Origin of the sequence: Nostoc sp. CCY0012 (assembly GCF_963920855.1) — a bacterium.
Taxonomy (GTDB): domain Bacteria; phylum Cyanobacteriota; class Cyanobacteriia; order Cyanobacteriales; family Nostocaceae; genus Cyanocohniella.
This window is the reverse complement of record NZ_CAWUDM010000038.1, coordinates 26360-47233: the sequence shown is the minus strand read 5'-3', so window position 1 is coordinate 47233 and position 20874 is coordinate 26360. Positions and strand designations below refer to the sequence as shown.

The 20874-nt window shown below is 39.5% G+C and carries 20 protein-coding genes and 1 pseudogene; 9 read left to right on the top strand and 12 right to left on the bottom strand.

The genetic code is table 11. The annotated features are described in order from the left end of the window. The first annotated feature begins 7 nt into the window (after positions 1–7). The 6 genes from ACM0OS_RS13095 (at position 8) to hypB (ending at position 4175) form a co-directional block, all read left to right on the top strand. Positions 8–268: a HypC/HybG/HupF family hydrogenase formation chaperone gene (locus tag ACM0OS_RS13095; RefSeq protein WP_414543622.1), complete on the top strand. Its 261-nt coding sequence runs from the start codon at positions 8–10 to the stop codon at positions 266–268. A 133-nt stretch (positions 269–401) separates the two neighbouring features. Next, positions 402–1538: a hydrogenase formation protein HypD gene (gene hypD, locus ACM0OS_RS13090; protein ID WP_414543621.1), complete on the top strand. Its 1137-nt coding sequence runs from the start codon at positions 402–404 to the stop codon at positions 1536–1538. Positions 1539–1592: 54 nt separating this feature from the next. Further along, positions 1593–1808 (top strand): tautomerase family protein, encoded by a 216-nt coding sequence (locus tag ACM0OS_RS13085; protein ID WP_414543620.1) that lies wholly within the window; start codon positions 1593–1595, stop codon positions 1806–1808. Positions 1809–1866: 58 nt separating this feature from the next. Continuing rightward, positions 1867–2958, top strand: coding sequence for a hydrogenase expression/formation protein HypE (gene hypE / locus ACM0OS_RS13080; RefSeq protein ID WP_414543619.1), 1092 nt, complete (start codon positions 1867–1869; stop codon positions 2956–2958). A 21-nt stretch (positions 2959–2979) separates the two neighbouring features. Further along, the gene (gene hypA, locus ACM0OS_RS13075; protein WP_414543618.1) at positions 2980–3321 is read left to right on the top strand and encodes a hydrogenase maturation nickel metallochaperone HypA; all 342 of its coding nucleotides are present in this window, start codon (positions 2980–2982) and stop codon (positions 3319–3321) included. After that, positions 3312–4175, top strand: a complete 864-nt coding sequence (gene hypB, locus ACM0OS_RS13070) for a hydrogenase nickel incorporation protein HypB (RefSeq protein WP_414543617.1) — start codon at positions 3312–3314, stop codon at positions 4173–4175. Before hypA ends, hypB begins: the two co-directional genes overlap by 10 nt. Before the next feature lie 16 nt (positions 4176–4191). Here the strand turns inward: hypB and ACM0OS_RS13065 are convergent, their stop codons facing one another. Continuing rightward, positions 4192–4560: a Crp/Fnr family transcriptional regulator gene (locus tag ACM0OS_RS13065; RefSeq protein WP_414543616.1), complete on the bottom strand. Its 369-nt coding sequence runs from the start codon at positions 4558–4560 to the stop codon at positions 4192–4194. A gap of 459 nt (positions 4561–5019) precedes the next feature. Between ACM0OS_RS13065 and ACM0OS_RS13060 the strand changes: the two genes are divergently transcribed. Beyond that, positions 5020–5700: a Coq4 family protein gene (locus ACM0OS_RS13060; protein ID WP_414543615.1), complete on the top strand. Its 681-nt coding sequence runs from the start codon at positions 5020–5022 to the stop codon at positions 5698–5700. Positions 5701–5740: 40 nt separating this feature from the next. On the opposite strand, the gene ACM0OS_RS13055 is transcribed toward ACM0OS_RS13060, so the two are convergent. The 6 genes from ACM0OS_RS13055 to ACM0OS_RS13030 all read right to left on the bottom strand — a co-directional run bounded on the left by ACM0OS_RS13055 (position 5741) and on the right by ACM0OS_RS13030 (position 8737). Further along, on the bottom strand, positions 5741–6112 hold the full coding sequence (locus ACM0OS_RS13055) for a hypothetical protein (protein WP_414543614.1): 372 nt from the start codon (positions 6110–6112) through the stop codon (positions 5741–5743). Beyond that, complete coding sequence (locus ACM0OS_RS13050; RefSeq protein ID WP_414543613.1) at positions 6105–7109, bottom strand: LLM class flavin-dependent oxidoreductase; 1005 nt, start codon at positions 7107–7109, stop codon at positions 6105–6107. Before ACM0OS_RS13050 ends, ACM0OS_RS13055 begins: the two co-directional genes overlap by 8 nt. Next, positions 7106–7462 carry a hypothetical protein gene (locus tag ACM0OS_RS13045; protein WP_414543612.1) on the bottom strand — a complete coding sequence of 119 codons (357 nt, stop codon included), beginning with the start codon at positions 7460–7462 and terminating at the stop codon, positions 7106–7108. Before ACM0OS_RS13045 ends, ACM0OS_RS13050 begins: the two co-directional genes overlap by 4 nt. Positions 7463–7689: 227 nt before the next feature. Then, positions 7690–8001, bottom strand: a complete 312-nt coding sequence (locus ACM0OS_RS13040) for a hypothetical protein (protein ID WP_414543611.1) — start codon at positions 7999–8001, stop codon at positions 7690–7692. 2 nt (positions 8002–8003) lie between these two features. After that, a complete protein-coding gene (locus ACM0OS_RS13035; RefSeq protein WP_414543610.1) occupies positions 8004–8270 on the bottom strand; it encodes a hypothetical protein in 267 nt (88 codons plus the stop codon). 41 nt (positions 8271–8311) lie between these two features. Continuing rightward, positions 8312–8737: a hypothetical protein gene (locus tag ACM0OS_RS13030; protein ID WP_414543609.1), complete on the bottom strand. Its 426-nt coding sequence runs from the start codon at positions 8735–8737 to the stop codon at positions 8312–8314. Between the two features lie 1003 nt (positions 8738–9740). Between ACM0OS_RS13030 and cysK the strand changes: the two genes are divergently transcribed. Further along, the gene (cysK, locus tag ACM0OS_RS13025; RefSeq protein ID WP_414543608.1) at positions 9741–10685 is read left to right on the top strand and encodes a cysteine synthase A; all 945 of its coding nucleotides are present in this window, start codon (positions 9741–9743) and stop codon (positions 10683–10685) included. Between the two features lie 43 nt (positions 10686–10728). On the opposite strand, the gene ACM0OS_RS13020 is transcribed toward cysK, so the two are convergent. After that, on the bottom strand, positions 10729–11361 hold the full coding sequence (locus ACM0OS_RS13020; protein WP_414543607.1) for a GDYXXLXY domain-containing protein: 633 nt from the start codon (positions 11359–11361) through the stop codon (positions 10729–10731). A gap of 24 nt (positions 11362–11385) precedes the next feature. Further along, on the bottom strand, positions 11386–12849 hold the full coding sequence (locus ACM0OS_RS13015) for a DUF2157 domain-containing protein (RefSeq protein ID WP_414543606.1): 1464 nt from the start codon (positions 12847–12849) through the stop codon (positions 11386–11388). Between the two features lie 436 nt (positions 12850–13285). Between ACM0OS_RS13015 and ACM0OS_RS13010 the strand changes: the two genes are divergently transcribed. Further along, entirely contained in the window at positions 13286–15538 is a 2253-nt protein-coding gene (locus ACM0OS_RS13010; protein WP_414543605.1) for a tetratricopeptide repeat protein, read from the top strand. Between the two features lie 20 nt (positions 15539–15558). Here the strand turns inward: ACM0OS_RS13010 and ACM0OS_RS13005 are convergent, their stop codons facing one another. From ACM0OS_RS13005 to trxA, 3 genes and pseudogenes are all read right to left on the bottom strand, one after another. Beyond that, on the bottom strand, positions 15559–18105 hold the full coding sequence (locus ACM0OS_RS13005; RefSeq protein ID WP_414543604.1) for a PAS domain S-box protein: 2547 nt from the start codon (positions 18103–18105) through the stop codon (positions 15559–15561). 934 nt (positions 18106–19039) lie between these two features. Further along, positions 19040–20110 (bottom strand): LOG family protein, encoded by a 1071-nt coding sequence (locus ACM0OS_RS13000; protein WP_414543603.1) that lies wholly within the window; start codon positions 20108–20110, stop codon positions 19040–19042. 348 nt (positions 20111–20458) lie between these two features. Then, positions 20459–20806: pseudogene (gene trxA / locus ACM0OS_RS12995) on the bottom strand (thioredoxin); the annotation flags it as partial. Between the last annotated feature and the right edge of the window lie 68 nt (positions 20807–20874).

The following is a 20874-nucleotide window of genomic DNA, read 5'->3' as shown; positions in this document are numbered from 1 at the left end:
AACAAAAATGTGTTTAGGAATCCCCGGTCAAATCATCGAAATTAGCGACATTAAAAACAAACTAGCCATAGTCAACATAGCCGGAGTCAAACGCCAAATAAACATAGCCTGCATAGTAGACGAACAACACCCCCCCGAAACCTGTATAGGAGACTGGGTATTAGTACACGTAGGCTTCGCCATGAACCGCATCAACGAACAACAAGCAGCCGAAACCCTACAACTACTAGAAGAACTAGCCGCCGCCCAAGCAGAACTAACTAACTAAACCTCTAGTCTTGTTCTTTACACCTTTGCACCTTTGCGCCTTTGCGCCTTTGCGTGTTAGCGCAGCGGGGCGTAAGCCCGACAAATTCATATTTTCAATCAGCAACACGAAAACTCTTATTTAATTCCAGATTATGAAATACATAGACGAATTTCGAGAACCCGAAAAAGCCCTAGCCCTACAAAAACAAATCACCCAACTCAGCCAACAACTAAAAAAACCCATCAAAATCATGGAAATATGCGGTGGACATACCCACTCCATATTTAAATACGGTATAGAAGAAATCCTTCCCCCCAACATAGAACTCATACACGGGCCTGGCTGTCCAGTTTGCGTCATGCCCAAAGGAAGATTAGACGATGCGATCGCTATCTCCCAAAATCATAACGTCATCCTCTCCACATTTGGCGACACCATGCGTGTTCCCGGTTCCACCACCAGCCTACTGCAAGCCAGAGCCACAGGCGCAGATATCCGCATGGTGTACTCCCCATTAGATAGCCTGCAACTCGCCAGAGACAACCCAGATAAAGAAGTCGTATTTTTTGCCTTAGGCTTTGAAACCACAGCTCCCAGTACCGCCCTCACCATCCTCCAAGCAGCTACCGAAAACATTACTAACTTTAGTATGTTTTGCAACCATGTCTTAGTAATTCCCGCCCTCCAAGCCTTACTAAATAACCCCGACCTGCAACTAGACGGATTTGTCGGACCTGGTCATGTCAGCATGGTAATTGGTACAGACCCTTATCAATTTATTTGTCAAAAATATCATAAACCCATCGTTGTTTCCGGCTTTGAACCTTTAGATATTCTCCAATCAATTTGGATGCTATTACAGCAAATAATTGAAAATCGTTGCGAAGTGGAAAATCAATATAACAGATTAGTAGAACCAGCCGGAAATTTAGTAGCAATCCAAGCTATCAATCAAGTTTTTACAGTTAGAGAAAATTTTGAGTGGCGTGGTTTAGGTGACATACCTGAATCTGGTTTAAAAATTCGTCCTGAATATGCCCAATTTGATGCCGAAATTAAATTTACACTACCTAATTTAAAAGTAGCCGACCACAAATCCTGTCAATGTGGAGAAATTCTTAAAGGAGTTTTAAAACCCTGGCAATGTAAAGTATTTGGTACGGCTTGCACGCCAGAAAGCCCTATTGGGACTTGCATGGTATCGTCTGAAGGTGCTTGTGCAGCTTATTACAAATATGGCAAAACCAACCGCAAGGCACACAAAGAACGCGAAGAAGTAAGAATTTAAAAGGGATTATATCTTAACTCCCCACATCATCATCAATTACCGGAGAAAATCATAATGCCATTTATCACCGTACAAATTGCCAAAGGTCACTCAGTCGAAAAAAAACGCCAACTAGTAAAAGCACTCACTGATACACTCATTGAAACCTTAGGTTCCAAACCAGAATGGATTACCATCCATATCGACGAATTTGAACGAGAAAACTGGGCAGTAGGCGGTCAATTACACATTGACAAACATAGCGGCAGACATAAAGAAAAAGGCGTTTAAATTATTTCTTTCCCTCTTACTTCGTGTACTTTGTGTACTTTGCGGTTCGTTATTAAAAATGATTTTTTCCTCCCCAAACCCCCTCTTTCAAAACATACAAAAATCCCGCCAACGCCCATCCACAGTGCGAGACACCCATATCACCCTCGCCCACGGTAGCGGTGGTAAAGCCATGCACGACTTAATAGAAGATATCTTCATCAATAACTTTGATAATCCCATTCTCTCTCAATTAGAAGACCAAGCCAGCCTAAATTTAGCCCACCTCACTCAACAAGGTGATAGGCTTGCATTTACCACCGATTCTTACGTAGTAGACCCGTTATTTTTCCCCGGAAGCGACATCGGTGAATTAGCCGTTAATGGCACTATTAACGATTTAGCAGTTAGTGGTGCAAAACCGTTATATCTCACCTGTAGCGTCATCATAGAAGAAGGTCTACCCGTAGAAACATTAAGGCGTGTCGCCATTAGCATGAAACTCGCCGCCCAAAAAGCTAACGTGCAAATCGTCACAGGTGACACTAAAGTTGTACATCGTGGTGCAGCCGATAAACTGTTTATTAATACTGCCGGTATTGGAGTAATTCCCGCAGGGGTGAATATTTCTGCCCAGAATATTCAAGTCGGAGATGTCGTAATTACTAATGGTGAATTGGGCAATCATGGCACAGCAATTTTAATAGCCCGTGGTGAATTAGCTTTAGAAACGAATATAGAAAGTGACTGTCAACCGTTACATAGTTTAGTAGAAACTGTGCTTAATGTTTGTCCTGAAGTCCACGCCATGCGAGATGCTACACGCGGCGGTTTGGCTACAGTTTTAAATGAATTTGCTCTTAGTTCTCAGGTAGGAATTAGACTCAATGAAGAATCTATTCCGGTACGAGAAGAGGTTAAAGGAGTTTGCGAAATCTTAGGTTTAGATCCTTTGTATTTGGCGAATGAAGGTAAATTAGTGGTGGTGGTAAAACGTGAACATGCAGAAGTTGTTTTATCAGCTATGAAGTTACATTCTGCCGGAAAAGATGCCTGTATGATTGGTGAAGTTATTTCTGCACCTACAGGAGTTGTGTTGTTAAAAACAGTGTTTGGTACTGAAAGAGTTGTTGATATGTTGGTGGGTGACCAATTACCACGCATTTGTTAAAAGAAGAAAGAAGATAATTTTATGCACGAATTAGGAATTACACAAAATATTGTCGCTATTGTCAGTGAACACGCTAAAGGTGCAAAAGTTCAACGCGTGGTATTAGAAATTGGTCAACTTTCGGCAATTTTGCCTGAGTCGATACAATTTTGTTTTGATATTTGTACTCAAGGTACTGTTTTAGTAGGCGCAACATTAGAAATTAGAGAAATTCCTGGTTTGGCTAAGTGTCGTCAATGTGGTACAGAATTCATTTTAGATAAGCCTTTTGGTATATGTAATTGTGGTAGCACACAATTAGATTTAATAGCTGGTGAAGAATTAAAAATTAAAGAAATTGAAATCGAGGAATTATGTGTGTAACCTGCGGTTGTTCTGATGATGCTGAAGGCAAAATTACCAATCTAGAAACTGGTGCTGTGGAACATAATCATAAACACAATCACCATCATCATACTCACACTTTACCTGATGGTACTGTAATCACTCATTCTCATCATCATCAAACTCACCATGAAGCACCTCAAATTCATGCCAAAATACATAATACAACCATATCTTTAGAAGAGGATATTTTAGCTAAAAATAACTTGATAGCCGCCCAAAATCGGGGATGGTTTAAAGGTCGAAATATTCTAGCATTAAATTTAATGAGTTCTCCAGGTGCAGGGAAAACAACACTTTTAACTCGCACTATCAATGATTTAAAAAATCAGTTGTCTATTAGTGTGATTGAAGGCGACCAAGAAACGGTTAATGATGCTAAAAAAATTCAAGAAACTGGTTGTAAAGTCGTTCAAATCAATACTGGTACAGGTTGTCATTTAGATGCATCGATGATTGATAGGGGTTTACAACAATTAAACCCGCCGCTAGATTCGATAGTGATGATTGAAAATGTAGGTAATTTAGTTTGTCCCGCCTTATTTGATTTAGGCGAACAAGCAAAGGTAGTCATTCTCTCCGTGACAGAAGGAGAAGATAAACCAATTAAATACCCTCATATGTTCCGTGCTAGTGAAATCATGGTTCTCACAAAAATTGATTTGCTGCCTTACGTGCAGTTTGATGTCCAAAAATGTATAGAATATGCACGACAAGTCAATCCGCAAATGCAGATTTTCCAAGTTTCTGCCACAACTGGAGAGGGTTTAGATAATTGGTATGCTTGGCTGAGGGAAAAAGTGGCTTATTTGTCACCTCAATATTCTGCCTAACTTAATACTATAAAATTTATACTTGATGGTTTAAACGACTCAGACGTTCGGAATAACTTCGGATAACTAAGAGTGCAAACATTGGTGTTTCCTGGACAGCAAACAAAAACCGATGTTCATCCAAGAAAGCCAGTTTACAATCAGTTTGCGCTGTAGCTGTGTAAGTTCTGTTTTTTATCCCAACCAATACACCAGTACCAAACACATCTCCTGGTTGAATTATCTCTACAACCTTGCCATTAACTGATAAATCAACTTTTCCGTCTAGCACCCCATACATATAATCACCAGTTTGTCCTTGGTCAAAAATCACCTGATTGGCGGTGAATATCTTAGGATCTGGTTGTTTTTGAAAGATGGTAATAGTTTGTACGGGGTCTAACATAACTTTCTTTTTTGAAGTATAAAGAAAGTCTATGATTGAGCCTGAACTTTATTGTTAATAGCAGTTTAAGTAATAATTAAGTTTAGGTTATTTTATACCATATACTTGAAGAATCATCAATTTAGAGTGTGTATATCAGCTGATAATAATCATCATTACAGAAAATAAATTTTACTCAATTGCCATTTTGGCAAATAATACTTAATTGACAATTATTTAATTTTAACTAAATTGTTGAGCTTGAATTTGTACATCAAGTCAAATTTAGCGTTTATCTGTAATCTTTTAATAAACAATAATTTCTAGATTTATGCAATCCCCCTGAAGTTCAATGAAAATTAATTTTTTTTAAACAAAAATAAATAATGCATATTCTTCTTTTACCGACAACGTGTAACTTTTAATTAATGCACTTCAGGGTTCATTGAATCAAGCTATATTTCAATGCAGAGAATAACTATGGTCAATGTAATTACTTGCAACCCAAATAAAGGACTCCTTACCTACATTATTAAATTTCTGGCATCTAGCACCCTGAAAACTGATGATGGCAATGCTGACCCCGTGTTTGATTTTGAAGACGCACTTGATCAAACAGAAATGGCACAGCTAGCCGTTAATGAATTGAAAAAAAATCCTGAAGTCAATATCCTGTTTCAAGAACGCTGGCTACCGGAACCTTACAATCTAGATCAGTTAAGCCAGCTACCAGAGGGAACCTTGGGTCATGTATATGCTCATAAAATTCGCTCAACAGGTTTCAATCCTCACTTTTACAAAAAAGTTCCTGTTGTTGATGATATCTCATATCTCAAGATGCTTTGGAGAAGCACTCATGATATCTATCACATAGTTGCAGAATTTGATACTGATGAAATTGGTGAAATTGGATTACAAGCTTTTTTTATAGGTCAAAATCCTATTCCTATCAGTGCAATGATTATCAGTTTTGGTCTGGTGATGATTAGTCTTTATCAACCAAATAATTTCCAATACTTAATGTCTGAAGTTATCCGGGGCTATAATCTAGGTTCCCAAACTTCAGGTAAGTTGATTGCTCAAAAATGGGATCAATATTGGGATGTCCAACTTAGTGAAATTCGCGCCAAGTTGGGAATGGAAATAGAAGCTAGAGGCTAGAGGTTCATCCCCACTCCCCGACGGCGGGGAAGGGGTAATTTTACAGCCAATCTCGATAAGCTGAAATTTCATTGACGCTGATTTCAAATGGTGCGCCTTTACCAAATGGAGGATAAACGCGGATTTTGGCGTTATGGGTAAACCTTTCTAATCGATTGCCTAATTGGGGTATATTGCTGACTATGTGCCAGTAAGATACTAAGTCAGGGCAATCAACAATCAACATCAAGGTTGTGCCATTTTTGGTGAGATACCACTGACAATTAGACAATAGGACTTGCGTGATGCGATCGCAAGCCTGAAAAAAGCATCTACCAGTGGATCTTTCTAGTTCCAGATGCAGCATTCCATCCTGTTTTGTCATCTGGGTAGGTGGCAAATCATCGGGAGGAAGCAAATGTAATTTAGACATAATTCTGAACCTCTTGACTGTAGCGCTGCAAACTCTCTAAGTTTTTTTGCAAAACAAAAGAGGCGGGTTTGAGTGCTAATGTACCGAGATTTAACTCGTCTTGAAATTTCTTAATTTTGTCTCGACAAGTCCTCACATCACCAATAATTGAGTTTTCAATCAAATAGTCTTCATCGAAACAAATGTTTGTGCGGTCAAATGCTTTTTGGTTGGGATTTGCACTTTTCTGCATTACTTCAGCCGAGTTGGCTTGCATTTTTTGGCTGAATTTGCGAATGAATGGTAATGCCTCACTCACTGCTTCATCGTAGGTTTTACCTACATAAAAAAAGCGTGCCAATACCAGTTTTTCGGAACCACTAGTATTGAAAGCTCTATATTTAGCCACAGTATTTTTTAATCTCTCTAAAGAGAAGGGTGGCCCTCCCATTAAACCAAAGGAATTTTTGGCAGCAAATTCTATGCCTTGATCATCACCAGTAGCAACATAAACGGGAATTTGTGACTGCAATGGTTGGGGATAAATTGTCAGGCGATCGCATTGATAATACTGTCCGTTAAATGACACGTCAGTTTCATATAACAGCTGCTGAATCAATGCCGTGGCCTCTAGCATTCTGGCACGAGATTCACCCATTGGGGTAGCAAAATGCTTGTTGTGTTGAGGAAAAGGGCCACCCTTAGCAACCCCAAATAACAATCTGCCATTGCACAAATTATCCAGCGTGGCAATATCTTCCGCTACCCGAATGGGGTTGTGAAATGCCAATAACACCGCCGCCGTACCTAGTTTAATAGTTGAAGTAAGTCCCGCTAAGTGTGACATTAACAGCAACATCGACGAGCTGAGATTGAACTCATTAAAATGATGCTCACTCACCCAGGCTTCTTCAAAACCTAAGCTTTCCGCCTGTTGCACCAGCGCCACTTGTTCAAAGATCGTGCGCCGGGTATCTTGATGATGATTTTCGTAATTGCAGAAAAGTCCAGTTTTCATTGTTGGCAATTGTTATTTTCAGTTGCCAGCCATTGCAGCTCCAACCATAAGCGAGGATTGGAATGCTTCAACTTCGACATCGGATCGCGTAGTAATCGTTTCGCATTCATACAGACCACTTGAACTAGCCCCATATTATCTGCTAGTTCCCGGAGTATATTTACGTGGGCTTGCACATAGGGAAGCATTTCTTCATTACAGTAAATCCCTATATATTGCAAACGTCTAGCTGGTCGTCCCCAAAAACAGGTTATGACTTTCACATGACACCCGTCCAGTATTTCCCCAAGTTTTGGATAATAGTGACTGACGACTCTTGTGAATTCTTTCGCTAGGATATGTTCAGCAATCATTTTACTTCATATTTCTGTAGCGCTCATCACGCTATTTAATATAACATATTTTTGTCAATTAAGCATGACAAATTACAGATTTTATTCCATTTTGTTAATCAAATTATCAAAAAAAATGAGGTTTAATTCTATTTAGAATCACCTCAGATACAATAATTATTTTTTCATAATTACGAATTACGAATTACGTTCACGAAGTGTGCCGGAGGCTCTATTACGAATTATATTTATCGAGCCTTACGCTCTGCAACCAAAACTTCAGCTACCATATCTGGCACATCTACAAAATCGATAAACCCATCTGAACCAGGTACAGGGGAAATAAATGTATAGTTCGGGTCACACATTCCCGTATCGTAAACTTGAATAAACCACCTATCGGGAAACCCTTCTACACCCAATTCCACAATGTACCAACTCTCACCCACAAGGCGAGAGCTAAAGAATGTAAACCACTCTCTATGATCTTCTGAGATGTTCCAGTCTGCCATGAGGAACTCTAACGCAATTTGTCCAGCGTCGGTTTCAGTCAATAGCATTTTTACTCCTTATTTGTCACTTCAGAATTTGGCGCTTCAGGATATAAACCCAGTTGTTTAGCTAATTCACGAGCAACAAAAAATAAGAACTGGGCGCCATCTTGATTACCTTGATGTGCAAATGTACTTGCTACTTGCAGCATTGTCTCCACAAAGCCAGCATCAATCAATTCTGGTTGAGCTTCTAAAATTTCTGGTTCTTGACCGTTGGGACATTTTAGCAACTGGTCAATCAAATCGAAATATTGGATTTGGCGTTCTTCTGTCATGATGTTTTGATTTTTTTAAGAAACAAACTAAGAATTGATGATTACTCGATACTTTGCTGCCAAAGCCTTTCCAACATTTCAACTTGTTCTTTTAAGATAGCAGCACGATAAACAAGATACCTGTCGTAAACAATAATTCCTAATCCCACAAAAATAGGGGTAATTAAGACAAACCATTGCAGGATGGTAACAAGTTTATATTGCTCGGCAGCAGCTGATATTGGGTTCACGACGTTGCGGTCAGAAATTGTAATATTAGTCTGACATTGAGATAAATCTTTGCCTGTTGTTGGAGAAACGAAGTCAGTATCACCTGTAGTTTTTTTGTTGAGATCACAGGCTAAATTCTGCATCCTGACAAACTCTACGTGCCGTCCCCAAACAATGCTAAATACTACTAGTCCTGGAGAAAATACTACTAAAGTAATTAGGCAAACTGTGAGAACATTTAGAAGTTTTAATTTCATATTTGCTCTCCCTCGTTAGGTATTATGCACCCAGAAAAATCTCTGTTGCTGTTTACCTAAGCAGATTTTTATTTCCACTGTTCAAACAGTTTTGATACTAAACATCTATCAGTTACTAGGATATTCACTGATTACTAGAAAATTACTCAATTTTCCACAAACGCTATAATTATCAGCTTAGGAATAACACCTTCTAACTCGGAAATTTTGGGAACCTGATAAAAAGAGGAGTTAAGAAGTCCCCCCTCATTCTTTGGGTAAAACCCAGTGAATTTCGGGGGGTAGAGGGGAATCTCTGCGTAAATCCTACAAAATTTATATCAGCCGCCTCTCTCTATCAGAGTTTAGCCTAGCTAGATTAAGATTATTAAATTCATTAAAGTTGTACTCAAAGCCTACAACTGTTATTTCATCAGGCTTCAACAAATTATTAGGGGTATGGGTACTAGTATTTTTGAGGTGGGGTACTAGTATTCATGAGGTGGGGTTCTGGCGTTTATGCACTCAAGCTCAAAGCTATATGGGGCGGTACTGAATGACAGGTTTTATGCTGATTTTTAGCTTTTTAAACTTGTACTCAAGCAAATAGATTATGTGGTGAGTGTACACTAAACTACTAAAAAAAACCATTAATTATTTTAATAAAATGCAGCTTAGTATACTAAATATAATTGATAAAAATCAAAATTGCACTGTTTCATAGATAAAGCTATTTCCTCTCAAATGCTTACAGGGTAAGCGAAAAATCCAAAAATCAAGTCTAGCCAAAAGTAGTAAAAATTATCAATTTAAACTTATTTAAGGGCAATATAGTAACTAAAAAACATAATGCGAGCAGAATGAATGAGAGAATTACAGCAAATTGATTTTTGAGATCATAAATTTTGTTTTTTGAGTAGATAGACTAAACCTACATTGACGCGCGAATATAAATTAAATACATACAAGTTGATTGTTATCGGCAAAGAATTGGCAATAGATGAAAAATCGTAGGAGTTAATTTATGAAAATTGCTAAAGATGTCACAGAACTTATTGGTAGAACTCCTTTAGTTCAGCTAAATAAAATCCCTCAATCTCAAGAAGTAGCGGCTCGAATAGTTGTCAAACTCGAAGGTATGAACCCAGCCGCTTCCGTAAAAGACCGCATAGGAATCAGCATGGTTCTGGCCGCAGAAGCCGAAGGTTTAATTGAGCCAGGAAAAACAATTTTAGTAGAACCCACTTCTGGGAATACAGGTATTGCCTTAGCGATGGTAGCAGCTGCCCGTGGCTATCGGTTGATTTTAACTATGCCAGAGACAATGAGCCAAGAACGACGCTCGATGCTCAAAGCCTACGGTGCAAATTTAGAATTAACACCAGGTGCAGAAGGAATGCGGGGAGCTATTCGTCAAGCTGAAAAAATTGTGGCTAATACTCCCAATGCTTTGATGCTGCAACAATTCCGTAACCCAGCTAACCCCAAAGTTCACCGAGAAACCACCGCCGAAGAAATTTGGGCAGATACCGACGGGGAAGTAGATATCATCATTGCCGGAGTCGGTACTGGTGGGACAATTACTGGTATTGCAGAGATTCTAAAACAACGTAAGCCCAGTGTACAAGTTGTAGCAGTAGAACCTAGCAATAGTCCCATCCTCTCCGGTGGTGAAGCCGGGCCTCATAAAATTCAAGGTATCGGTGCTGGGTTTGTCCCAGATGTATTACGTCTGGAATTGATTGACGAAGTAATTAGAGTCAGCGATGAACAAGCTATGACCTATGGACGGCGTTTAGCAAAAGAAGAAGGCTTATTATCTGGAATTTCCTCCGGTGCTGCTTTGTGTGCTGCGCTTCAGGTAGGTAAACGTCCAGAAAATAGCGGTAAGTTAATCGTGATGATTCAGCCTTCCTTTGGTGAACGTTACCTCAGCACGCCCATGTTCCAAGATTTGGGAAGGGTGTAGGGACTGAGATGATGTCCCGGAAATTTGTGGGAATGGTGTTCAGCTAAAAATTATATCTGCGATCGCGTACCCACATAGTTAAAGGCACAGCGTTACCTTGAGGATTCACTTTCACCTCTACAACTATGGGTTGCGGTTGTCCTGGTTTGAGGGGTCTGGCTGTGGATATATCATTATTAATGTCGTTACGTTGGTCTTCTGGGATGTAGTAAGTTTCCAAGCCGTAGGAAATTGAGTTATAGCTACTAATACCTTTCAAGGCGATTTGATTGTCATTGAGAGAACTTGGTAATTCTCCACTTACTCTTACAGGTTTCCAAGCCTGGGGAACTTCACCAGTAGATTTTTGCTCTTCCAGAATCACGTATAAATTAGTTCCTGATTCTAATTCAAATTGTTGATCAGAACTCGGATGTTGTTTGACTAGTTCTGTCCATCCGGGAAGTTCTTTTAAATTGCTGGTAAGGGAAATTTCATAATTAAGGATGACTGAGTAACCACGCAGCAAATCATAAGGATCTACTGGTACTGTTTGTAAAACGGCTGTTCTCCCAGTCATGAGGGTGTAAACTGCTTGGGCTGGTACTGCTAAGATGAATCCTGCTTGAATTAACAAAGGAATTACAAACCGCCAAAGCAAAGGCTTTTCTGGGGTTGGGGAAGGTGATGTGGTCATAAGATGAATTTAAACGCAAAGGTTTTATGAGTGATGAGTTTCAGACGATGCATCTGGGAGAGAAGATAAATAACGTTCAAACCACAGTCCGGCGATAATTACTGCTGCACCACACACAAGAAAGACTAGAGATTTGAAGAGTAAGGCGGTTTCGTACTCTAACATCCGGCTGATGATTTGCAGTGCTAGTAAAACTATGCCACCCCAAAAGGCGCGTCTTTGACCTAATTCCAGTCCATCTCGAATTAGTCCACACGCAAAGACTGCTAAGAGGACGTTAAAAGCAAAGATAGCAAGTACTGGAATGGGGTTGAGGGCTTGATGTACAAAGATAGTTGAGGCGGTGACGATAAGTAAGCCACCAATGACTATAGTCTTAATATCTGTTTGTTGGCGATCGCCTCTGGTGCTGCGCTCCGCGCAATCGCGGTTGTTGGGGCGGAGTAATTCCCACCATTGCCATAATGCTATCAATGTAAAAATCGCCACATCTATTAAGGGTAGCCAATTACTTAAAAGTGTATTTATGAGGTCGTTTGCGGAAGCAACTGTACGTGCTTCCCACACCCACCGGAAGGAAAGTATGTAAAACATGACGCTCAAAAAGACTAAGCCAAGAGCCTGTGCAAAAGGTTGAAATTTTAGAGAATTGATTGGCCTAAAAAATCGGTCATTATAACTCCACAATAATGCTGGTGGCAGGACAAAGGCAGCTATAGCAAACCAAGGTGACACATTAATATAGGTGAGAACTTGCAATGACCGGAGATGAAATTGCCAGGCTATCACAAAGGCGATCGCTGTAACTCTAAAAATTCCTAAAGAACGGCACCAGTAAGCTAGAGGAACAAATAACCCAGTGATTACTAGGGGCATATGTTCTATAATGAGTCGCCCCCATGACCACTCGTTGCGAGAAATATTCCAATCAAATATTCCTACCCAATACCCCATGAGGAACAAAATTAGGGCAAGGATACTTAAGGAAGTTAAGCGCAAACCGTAGGCCATGAATAACACAGCCAATCCCCAGCCTAAGTAAAGTTGATAACTAGAACCGCCAATATGGAACATCTGCGCTAACAGTGCCATATTCGCCCCTATGCTTAACGCACCTAATAGTAACAAGCCTTCTCCTAAGACACGTTGGCGGCGTTTTCTATCTCTAGAGGGGAGATTGCTGGATGAGTTCCACAGGGTAAAACCTGCAATATTAGTGCCGAGGAATATACTTAACAATAGTGTTACTTTAACTTCTCGGCTCCAAGCTTGCCAGTTGGCAGCAACGAAAGTAATTACACCCAAACCTAATAATATGGCACCCACTGCGATCAAAATAAATACGAAGCGATCGCGTGCAGCAGTTTCTAAACTATTAAATTGATACTTTTGGGCAAGTTGTTGGTATAAATTGTTATCAATTAGTCCTTCATCTTGCCATAATTGCGCTTCTTTACGCAATTGGCGACGAAAATTATCAAATATCATAACCCTCCTGGGATAGGTATACTTAGGGTTGGACAAACAGTAAATTATCTAATCTCTACAACAATACTAAGTGGTGTTTTTACGGTGATGTAAAGATAACTATTTAGACATAGAGTAATTTTTGTTGTTCCCTGAGGAATATGAATTAAATAACATGCAAGTCTAGTTTTTGACCTCACCCCGCCTTTGACTTGCGTCAAAGTCTCCCTTCTCCTTGGTAAGGAGAGGGGTTGGGGGTGAGGTTTATTAAATCCACATTCCTTAGCAATAGAGTTATCCTGACCACAATTGATGAACTACGAATTACGGAAAAAAACCAACTTGACCGCCAGGTAATGATCATTTTCTGGCCGCTACCTGTCAAAATGGGATTTTGGTATAGATTGGAGATAGGCTTGCCACTTCCCAAACTGACCAGAACATCAGGATAATTTTCATGAAGCGCAAAAACCAAGTTATCCTCACCTTAGCGTTGAAAAGTGCCATTATCTTTTCGCCGTTGTTGCTGTCTGCTGATATTGTTAGTGGACAAACTAGGCTATCCGTTTCTCCAGAGGCGAATACGGCGGAGATTAAATCGCATCAGCAGCGGGTAGAGTTAGCGCAAGTTCCCACTCAAGCGCAAGTTCAAACTGAATTGGAGCGTCCGGTTACTAGCACAACTATCCTGTTCAATGTCTGGTTAGTCATCTTGAGTTTGTTTCCTGTAGCCGTGATTGCTTTATTTTGGCTATTACGACGAGTAGCAATTCGAGAAATTGTGGCTAGAGCAATGGCGCAGCTACAGGGAATGGAAAATTTACAAAATCAGCTAACTATTGTTAAACAAGATGCCGAAAATTTGATTCAAGAATCTAAAAAAGTTAATCGACAATTAGAAAAAGAAGTTGATACGCTACAACAGAATATCACCAGAGAGCAAGAAAATTTAGCTAATTTATCATCGGAGTTATTGCAGTCAAAAAATAATATATTGGCAGAATTAGAAATAAAAGTTAAACAAATTCAAGAAAGCTTAGAATCTGAATTTGGTGTCCAGCTATCTGAGTTGCAATTAGAGGCGCAACAAAGAAAAGAGACAACGTTGGCAAATTTAGCCAAATTAGCAGATGAGACTGCTGAAAGATTATCTGAGTTACAGGGAGAAGTCACACAACAAAAGAATATAAATCTAGAAGATTTAGCAACATCTCGACATGAATTTATAGTTCAACTTTCAGGCTTACATTCTGAAACTGAACAACACAAAAATAACATTGTAGAAAGTTTATCAAGCTTACAAATAGATGCTCAACAAGAAAAATATAGCGTTTTAAATAATCTCAGGGAATTAGAAAATTTATTGAAATCAGAAGTATCTAATTTACAGTCGGAAATTCAGGAGCAAAAAAATACAATATTTGAAAGTTTAGGTAATTTACAAACAGATGCTAATCAACAAAAAGATATCACTATTGAAAATATCAAGGAATTAGAAAGTTCTTTGAAGTCTGAGACTGAGCAGCAAAAAAATACAATATTTGAAAGCTTAGGCAGTTTACAAACAGATGCTAATCAACAAAAAGATATCACTATTGAAAACATCAAGGAATTAGAAAGTTTATTTAAGGCGGAAATAGCTTTATTACAGTCTAATGCCCAACAACAAAAAGAAAACATTCTAGAGAGTTTGACACAATTACAATCAGAGTTTCAATCTCAATTATCAGAATTACAAATAGACGCACAAAACCGCAAACAGCAAATTTTAGAAAATTTAGAACAATCAGGCTCAGAGTTTGTCTCACAATTTTCTGAATTACAATCCAATGCTCAACAACAAAAACTGCTGATTTTAGAAAAATTAGAAAAGTTAGAAACAGATTTTGTCTCTCAACTTTCAGAGTTACAAGTAGACGCGCAACAACGTAAGGATCTGATATTACAAGAATTGGCTGACATGGAGCTACCAACTGTGGCTGAAACAGAACAAATACAGCCACCACAACTAGAATTATCAGCCGAAAATTATATTCAAGAAGCAGATAAACTTTTTGCTGAAAAACAGTATGTAGATGCGATCGCAGTTTATAATCAAGCCGTAGAAATCCAGCCCAGTGATCCGGTAACTTGGTTAAAACGTGGTTTAACCTTAGGTAGACTACAACGCTACCAAGATGCGATCGCTTCTTATGAAAAAGCCATTGAAATTCAGCCAGATTATCACCAAGCTTGGTGCGATCGCGGTGTGGCTTTTGGTAAACTACGACAGCATCAACAAGCTTTTGCCTCATTCGATAAAGCAACCCAAGTTAAACCAGATGATCCTGTGGTCTGGTTAAATCGCGGTCTGTCCTTGATAGAGTTAGAACAATATGAAGATGCGATCGCTAGTTTTGATCAAGCCATAAATATTAACCCCAATTCTCCCAAAGTCTGGGATAAACGCGGTTATGCTTTGGTGAGATTGGGAGAAGATGATGAAGCGATCGTGAGTTTTAACAAAGCACTGGCAATGAATCCCGATTATGCTAGTGCCTACTACAATAAAGCCGCCTGTTATGCCCTACAAAGACAACTAAAATTAGCTTTAGCAAGTCTCCAACAAGCCATTCAACTGAATCCCCGATATAAAGAAGATGCCGCATCAGACATTGATTTTGATGAAATTGCCGACGATAGAAGCTTTCGGGAAATCATTAGTTCGTAGTCAGCACTTTAGTGCTGAAATTACTCATACCGCAACCCCAAATAATCTGCCATCTTGGTATATAATACCTCTTCTCGAAATGGCTTAGTCACTACATCATTACAACCTGCATTCAATGCTAACGTGCGTTCGCCTGTCGAACTATATGCGGTGAGTGCAATAATAATGGTTGCTTTACCTTCTGGTGTATCACGAATTTGCTTAGTTGCTTCGTAACCATCCATCACAGGCATCCGGATATCCATCAAAATTAGCTGGGGTTGCCACTGTTGCCACATATTTACGGCTTCTTGACCATTTGTGGCTTCACGCACCTCTAAACCCAAAGAAGTCAATAATGATACCAGCAGTAAACGGTTTTCTGCTTGGTCATCTACAATCAAAACGCGATAAGATTCCTGTCCTGGTGCTAATCGATATATTTGCTGATATTGATTTTGTGGCAATACTGATTTAGTTTCAGCTATGCGGACGGGAATATCAAACTGAAACTTGCTACCTTGACCAAGTTTACTCTTAACAGTAATTTTACCCCCCATAAATTGAATTAATTTATTACAAATACTTAGCCCCAAACCTGTACCTTCTGTAACATTTTTTCCCGATTGGGTTTGAAAGAAGGGGTCAAAAATTGTGTTGATTTCTGTAGGTGCAATTCCGACTCCCGTATCTTCTACCTCAAAGGATAACCACAGGCTTTGATTTTGTTGTTCCTCTTGTGGACTGGGTTGTACACACAGCGTCACGCTGCCATTTTCTGTAAACTTAATAGCATTACTCAACAAGTTGATCAGTACCTGACGGATTTTTTTCTCATCTGCGATCGCATACTGAGGTAACTTGTCATCACTGTGAAAATTGAATTGCAATTTTTTTGCTTCAGCTTTAGGCTTGAGCATTTGGACAACAGACTGTAATAAAAGATTTAAGTTAAAACTCTTGTCATCTTGGGTGATGTATCCCGATTCAATTTTGGCCAAGTCGAGAACGTCATTAATTAAACCGAGTAAGTGATCACCACTGCGGCTGATAATTTGCAGATGTTCTTGCTGTTTAGGAGTCAAAGAGCGATCGCGTTTCATTACTTGCGTAAAGCCTAAAATTGCGTTGAGGGGAGTACGTAATTCATGGCTCATATTAGCTAAAAACATACTTTTGGCTTGATTCGCCAATTCTGCGGCTTCTTTAGCCTTTCTCAATTCTGCTTCTGCTTGTTTACGCCCAGAGATATCTCTACCTTCGGGAATAATCAATACTACATTTCCCGACTCATCGAAAACTGGTTTTAGAGATAAATCAATAGTTGTAACTGTATCTCCTGCACCCAATACATCTACTTCATAACGGACAAACTCACCTGTAGCCGCAGAGGCGATCGCATTTTGTAATTGTTCTTGGGTTGCGGGTGAAAGTGTCCACCATTGCGCTTCCCAAAACGGACGATTGACAATATCTATCGATTTTATCCCAGCAAAATCCAATGCTGTTTGGTTAGCTTCTAGTAAAGTCCCATCTGGTTTTAGGAGGCCCATAAATTGAAATGTCTGATTGAAAATGGCATGAAATCGCCGCTCACTCTCACGCAACGCTTCTTGTGCTAATTTTTGTTTAGTTATATCTTGAATTTGAGCTATTAAATATAGTGGTTGTCCTTGAGGATCACGCATCAAAGACACACTTAAAAGTATCCAGACTATATATCCCTGCTTGTGAAAGTATCGCTTCTCCATTTGGTAAGTACGAATCTCACCCGCCAGCATTTTTTGTACATAATTGAGATCAGTATCTAAATCTTCGGGATGGGTAATTGCTTGAAAAGTGATATTTAATAACTCTGCTTCAGAATAACCAACAATTTCACATAACGCAGAATTTACAGATAGCCAACGTCCATTTGGTGCTACCAATGCCATACCAATTGCGGCATCATTATATGCACGCCTAAAGCGCTCTTCACTTGCAACGAGTTCTGCCTCTATCCGCTTCTGGAAAGCAATATCTCGATTGATCATAAAGATACCGGAAGGTATGAGAGCTAATGCCATAAAACTGCTGATTAAGACCACATTTCTGGTATTTTGAGAATCTGTAGTTACTGCCAATAAATATTGCTTAAATTCTTGCTTTTCCTGTCTCCGCATATTCTGGATAATCCTGCGGATAGTATCCATCTGCTTTTGACTTCTATCCATCATCACAATTTTTTGTGCAGAGGAAAAATTCTGTGATTCCTGTATATCGATTATCTGCTGACTTGTGGCAAGTTTTTCAGCAATGACAGTTTCCAGAGTTTTTATCTGCTGTAAATTAGGAGTATTGCCAGTAATGTAGTGTAAGGTTTGGAATTTTTTGCCAATATTTTCGTTTATGAATAAATAAGGCTCTAAATAATCTTTTTCGCCTGTAATTACATAGTTACTTACTCCAGTTTCAGCATCATCTATCTGTAATAATAAGTCTTTTAGTTGCTCTGCTACTTGTTGGCTGTTAGTCGTTCTTTCCACTTTTTTACTAAGCTGAGTAGCACTCCAGAAAGAACAACCACTAACTATAATCAAAATCAGCATTGCCAGCCCAAAAAGGCTTCTAATTTTGTTTTCCAGTGAAAATCTCATACAAAAAAGTAGACTGGAGAATTTGTATATATAGCACCCTTATATTTATTCATCTAACTCAAGGATGAATACCAAACAAGGAAAAAGATGACTAGGTGCTGTCAACTATAGTAGAATACATTACACTTGTGAGATTATTGTGAAGATATAAGTTTGTGCAATCAAAACTTAATTAGATTGACGTTTTTCAGCCATTAATTGTTAAGAATAATACAAGCATATATACAGTACTGAATTTTCACATCATGTGGAAAATTCCACGTAAATATAAGAGGTTGTTTGAAAAGTATTTGGCTGTGATTTTAAGCACTTATTGATCCCCCCTAACCTCCCCCTTCGACAAGTGACACAGTGAGCCTGCCGAACTGCTCAGGGCATCGCTTGAAAAAGGGGGAACTAGAATCAAAGTCCCCTTTTGAAGGGGGATTTAGGGGGATCTAAAATGTTTTACAACCAACAAGAGGGTTTTTAAAACATCCTCTAAGTTTCAAACTAGGGATTCAAATTCCATTTCCTCGCAGGAGAGAGGTTTTCCAGATACCGTCAAAAGTTAAACATACAGTAGATTATTTAATGGTGGAAATAAATACTGTAATCTAACTCATAGAACTCCCGTCGTTGCTAGCTTGCTTAGACGACTGAGATGGTTTAGCTGCGATCATTCGGCTTTCCTACAGCAATAACTCTTGATGGAGGGATAGAAAATTATTGTTAGCAGGCTACAAATTTAACGTTATTAAAAGTTTATTTTTTGCTTAATTTAAGGTAATAAATTTAAAAAAAATGGCAATGCAGTTGTGATTATTTGCCTAATTTAGGCCAAGCGATCGCCCAGTTATATTTCCGCTTTACCCACAGTCGTTACCGCAGGTAGCGGGAATTAAATTTACTTCCTTTCTGGATGTTTTTTATCTTCTATTGAAGGTGTACCCATCTGGTTAATTGCCGCAATCATCTGATACAGGCGACCCAAGTCACGTTGATTAAAATACAACACAATCCGGGGTAAATCTGCTGTTTCGTCTTGATTTTCTTGAGGCAATGCTTGACTTTTTTCAATTTTTCCTTTCACTAGAATGTCGCTGAAGTTAGCATTTAATTTCTCTACTTCAACATCAGATAAATCAGTTTTCAAGCGGATTACCAACTGGTCACCGACATAGCGGCTAGAATGATAAACCTGGTAAAAACCCGTAATGGCATTACAAGCTACTTCCAAGTTATCGGTAACTGTGTAAAGGCTAGGGTCTTCAGGACTCACAAGACCTTTTTGGACTAATTGTTGGTCAATATATTCGCTCCAAGACCGCCAGTAGTCTCCACCAGGATGATCAATTAAGACTAAGGGAACAGGGCCAAATTTACCTGTTTGGCTTAAGGTCATACACTCAAATGCTTCATCTTGCGTGCCAAACCCGCCAGGAAACAAAGCCACGGCATCACTTTCTTTCAGGAGGAATAGCTTACGGGTGAAAAAATACTTGAAGTGAATCAGCTTGGGATCACCTTCAATAAATGGGTTCGCTTGCTGCTCAAACGGCAACTGAATATTCAGTCCAAAGGAATTTTCCCGACCAGCACCTTCGTGGCCCGCTTGCATGATGCCACCACCACCGCCTGTCATCACCATGAATCCCATTTGACAAACACAGCGGGCAAATTCCAGAGCCATGTTATACTCTGGCGTTTCTGGCGATAGACGAGCCGAACCAAAGATAGTTACTTTGCGGACGTGTCGGTAGTCATAAAATAGCTGGAAACCCAGCTCCATATCTGCTAAGGCAGCCGATAAAATTTTCCAGTCAAGACGTTCAATCTCGCTCTCAGCTAGACGCACTATAGTAGCCAGTGCCTGCTGAATTAGTTGCCGATTTTTTAACGTCGGTAAGCGATCAAATAGTTCAGCGATATCCGCCTGGAGAGTCTCTAATGTGTCAAACGACGCAGATGAGGTCATGAGAACTTTGGCTACAATGGCATTACATTCTACCTAATTTTGGGCTAGAATTTACAACCGCTGTATCCAGTCTTGAGTCAGGACTGTTGATGCTCGTTGACATTAAAAAGCACCTCAAGGAAAAAATTAACCAAGGTGCTGGTGGTAAAAGATAACATTTTGACTTTTGACTTCACGGCGGTACTAGCCCATAACGTATTAATTTAGCAGTGACAATCTCATACTGTTGACCACAGGAGAAAGTTGTATTGAGACGCGAAGTTTCGCGTCTCGCAAACTTGTTAACAAATGTTTACCTAAACCTAAAAACCAGGCACAACTCAACAGGATTTTGTGGCCAATTGAGTTTCAAAGATATTTTTCCAACGTGTTAGCTAATGTAGTTTTAGGCACGGCACCGACCACCATATCAACTTTTTGCCCATCTTTAAAAATCATCAAAGTGGGGATGCTGCGGATACCGTACTGACTGGCAACATTAGGATTCTCATCAGTGTTGACCTTAACAACTTTGATTTGACCTTCATACTGAGAAGCTATTTCCTCAACAACAGGAGCTACCATCCGACAAGGGCCACACCAGGGGGCCCAAAAGTCAACTAAAACGGGTACATCGCTATCGAGTACTTCTTGCTTAAAACTAGAATCCGTCACTTGTGCGGCTGCTGACATGCCTAAAAACCTTTGCCGATTATATTTCTGAGTTTCGTGAAAATTCTACCATAGCAAAAACAGGAGCTACGAAGTGAAGAATGTACATTTGC

Excerpts from the sequence above, each read along its gene's own strand:
- ACM0OS_RS13000 (WP_414543603.1), bottom strand. The coding sequence starts at position 20,110 with ATGACCTCATCTGCGTCGTTTGACACATTAGAGACTCTCCAGGCGGAT.
- hypB (WP_414543617.1), top strand. The coding sequence starts at position 3,312 with ATGTGTGTAACCTGCGGTTGTTCTGATGATGCTGAAGGCAAAATTACC.
- hypE (WP_414543619.1), top strand. The coding sequence starts at position 1,867 with ATGATTTTTTCCTCCCCAAACCCCCTCTTTCAAAACATACAAAAATCC.
- ACM0OS_RS13005 (WP_414543604.1), bottom strand. The coding sequence starts at position 18,105 with ATGCTGATTTTGATTATAGTTAGTGGTTGTTCTTTCTGGAGTGCTACT.
- ACM0OS_RS13035 (WP_414543610.1), bottom strand. The coding sequence starts at position 8,270 with ATGACAGAAGAACGCCAAATCCAATATTTCGATTTGATTGACCAGTTG.
- ACM0OS_RS13020 (WP_414543607.1), bottom strand. The coding sequence starts at position 11,361 with ATGACCACATCACCTTCCCCAACCCCAGAAAAGCCTTTGCTTTGGCGG.
- ACM0OS_RS13030 (WP_414543609.1), bottom strand. The coding sequence starts at position 8,737 with ATGAAATTAAAACTTCTAAATGTTCTCACAGTTTGCCTAATTACTTTA.
- ACM0OS_RS13060 (WP_414543615.1), top strand. The coding sequence starts at position 5,020 with ATGGTCAATGTAATTACTTGCAACCCAAATAAAGGACTCCTTACCTAC.
- ACM0OS_RS13065 (WP_414543616.1), bottom strand. The coding sequence starts at position 4,560 with ATGTTAGACCCCGTACAAACTATTACCATCTTTCAAAAACAACCAGAT.
- hypD (WP_414543621.1), top strand. The coding sequence starts at position 402 with ATGAAATACATAGACGAATTTCGAGAACCCGAAAAAGCCCTAGCCCTA.
- ACM0OS_RS13055 (WP_414543614.1), bottom strand. The coding sequence starts at position 6,112 with ATGTCTAAATTACATTTGCTTCCTCCCGATGATTTGCCACCTACCCAG.
- ACM0OS_RS13085 (WP_414543620.1), top strand. The coding sequence starts at position 1,593 with ATGCCATTTATCACCGTACAAATTGCCAAAGGTCACTCAGTCGAAAAA.
- ACM0OS_RS13040 (WP_414543611.1), bottom strand. The coding sequence starts at position 8,001 with ATGCTATTGACTGAAACCGACGCTGGACAAATTGCGTTAGAGTTCCTC.
- ACM0OS_RS13045 (WP_414543612.1), bottom strand. The coding sequence starts at position 7,462 with ATGATTGCTGAACATATCCTAGCGAAAGAATTCACAAGAGTCGTCAGT.
- cysK (WP_414543608.1), top strand. The coding sequence starts at position 9,741 with ATGAAAATTGCTAAAGATGTCACAGAACTTATTGGTAGAACTCCTTTA.
- ACM0OS_RS13015 (WP_414543606.1), bottom strand. The coding sequence starts at position 12,849 with ATGATATTTGATAATTTTCGTCGCCAATTGCGTAAAGAAGCGCAATTA.
- ACM0OS_RS13050 (WP_414543613.1), bottom strand. The coding sequence starts at position 7,109 with ATGAAAACTGGACTTTTCTGCAATTACGAAAATCATCATCAAGATACC.
- hypA (WP_414543618.1), top strand. The coding sequence starts at position 2,980 with ATGCACGAATTAGGAATTACACAAAATATTGTCGCTATTGTCAGTGAA.
- ACM0OS_RS13095 (WP_414543622.1), top strand. The coding sequence starts at position 8 with ATGTGTTTAGGAATCCCCGGTCAAATCATCGAAATTAGCGACATTAAA.
- ACM0OS_RS13010 (WP_414543605.1), top strand. The coding sequence starts at position 13,286 with ATGAAGCGCAAAAACCAAGTTATCCTCACCTTAGCGTTGAAAAGTGCC.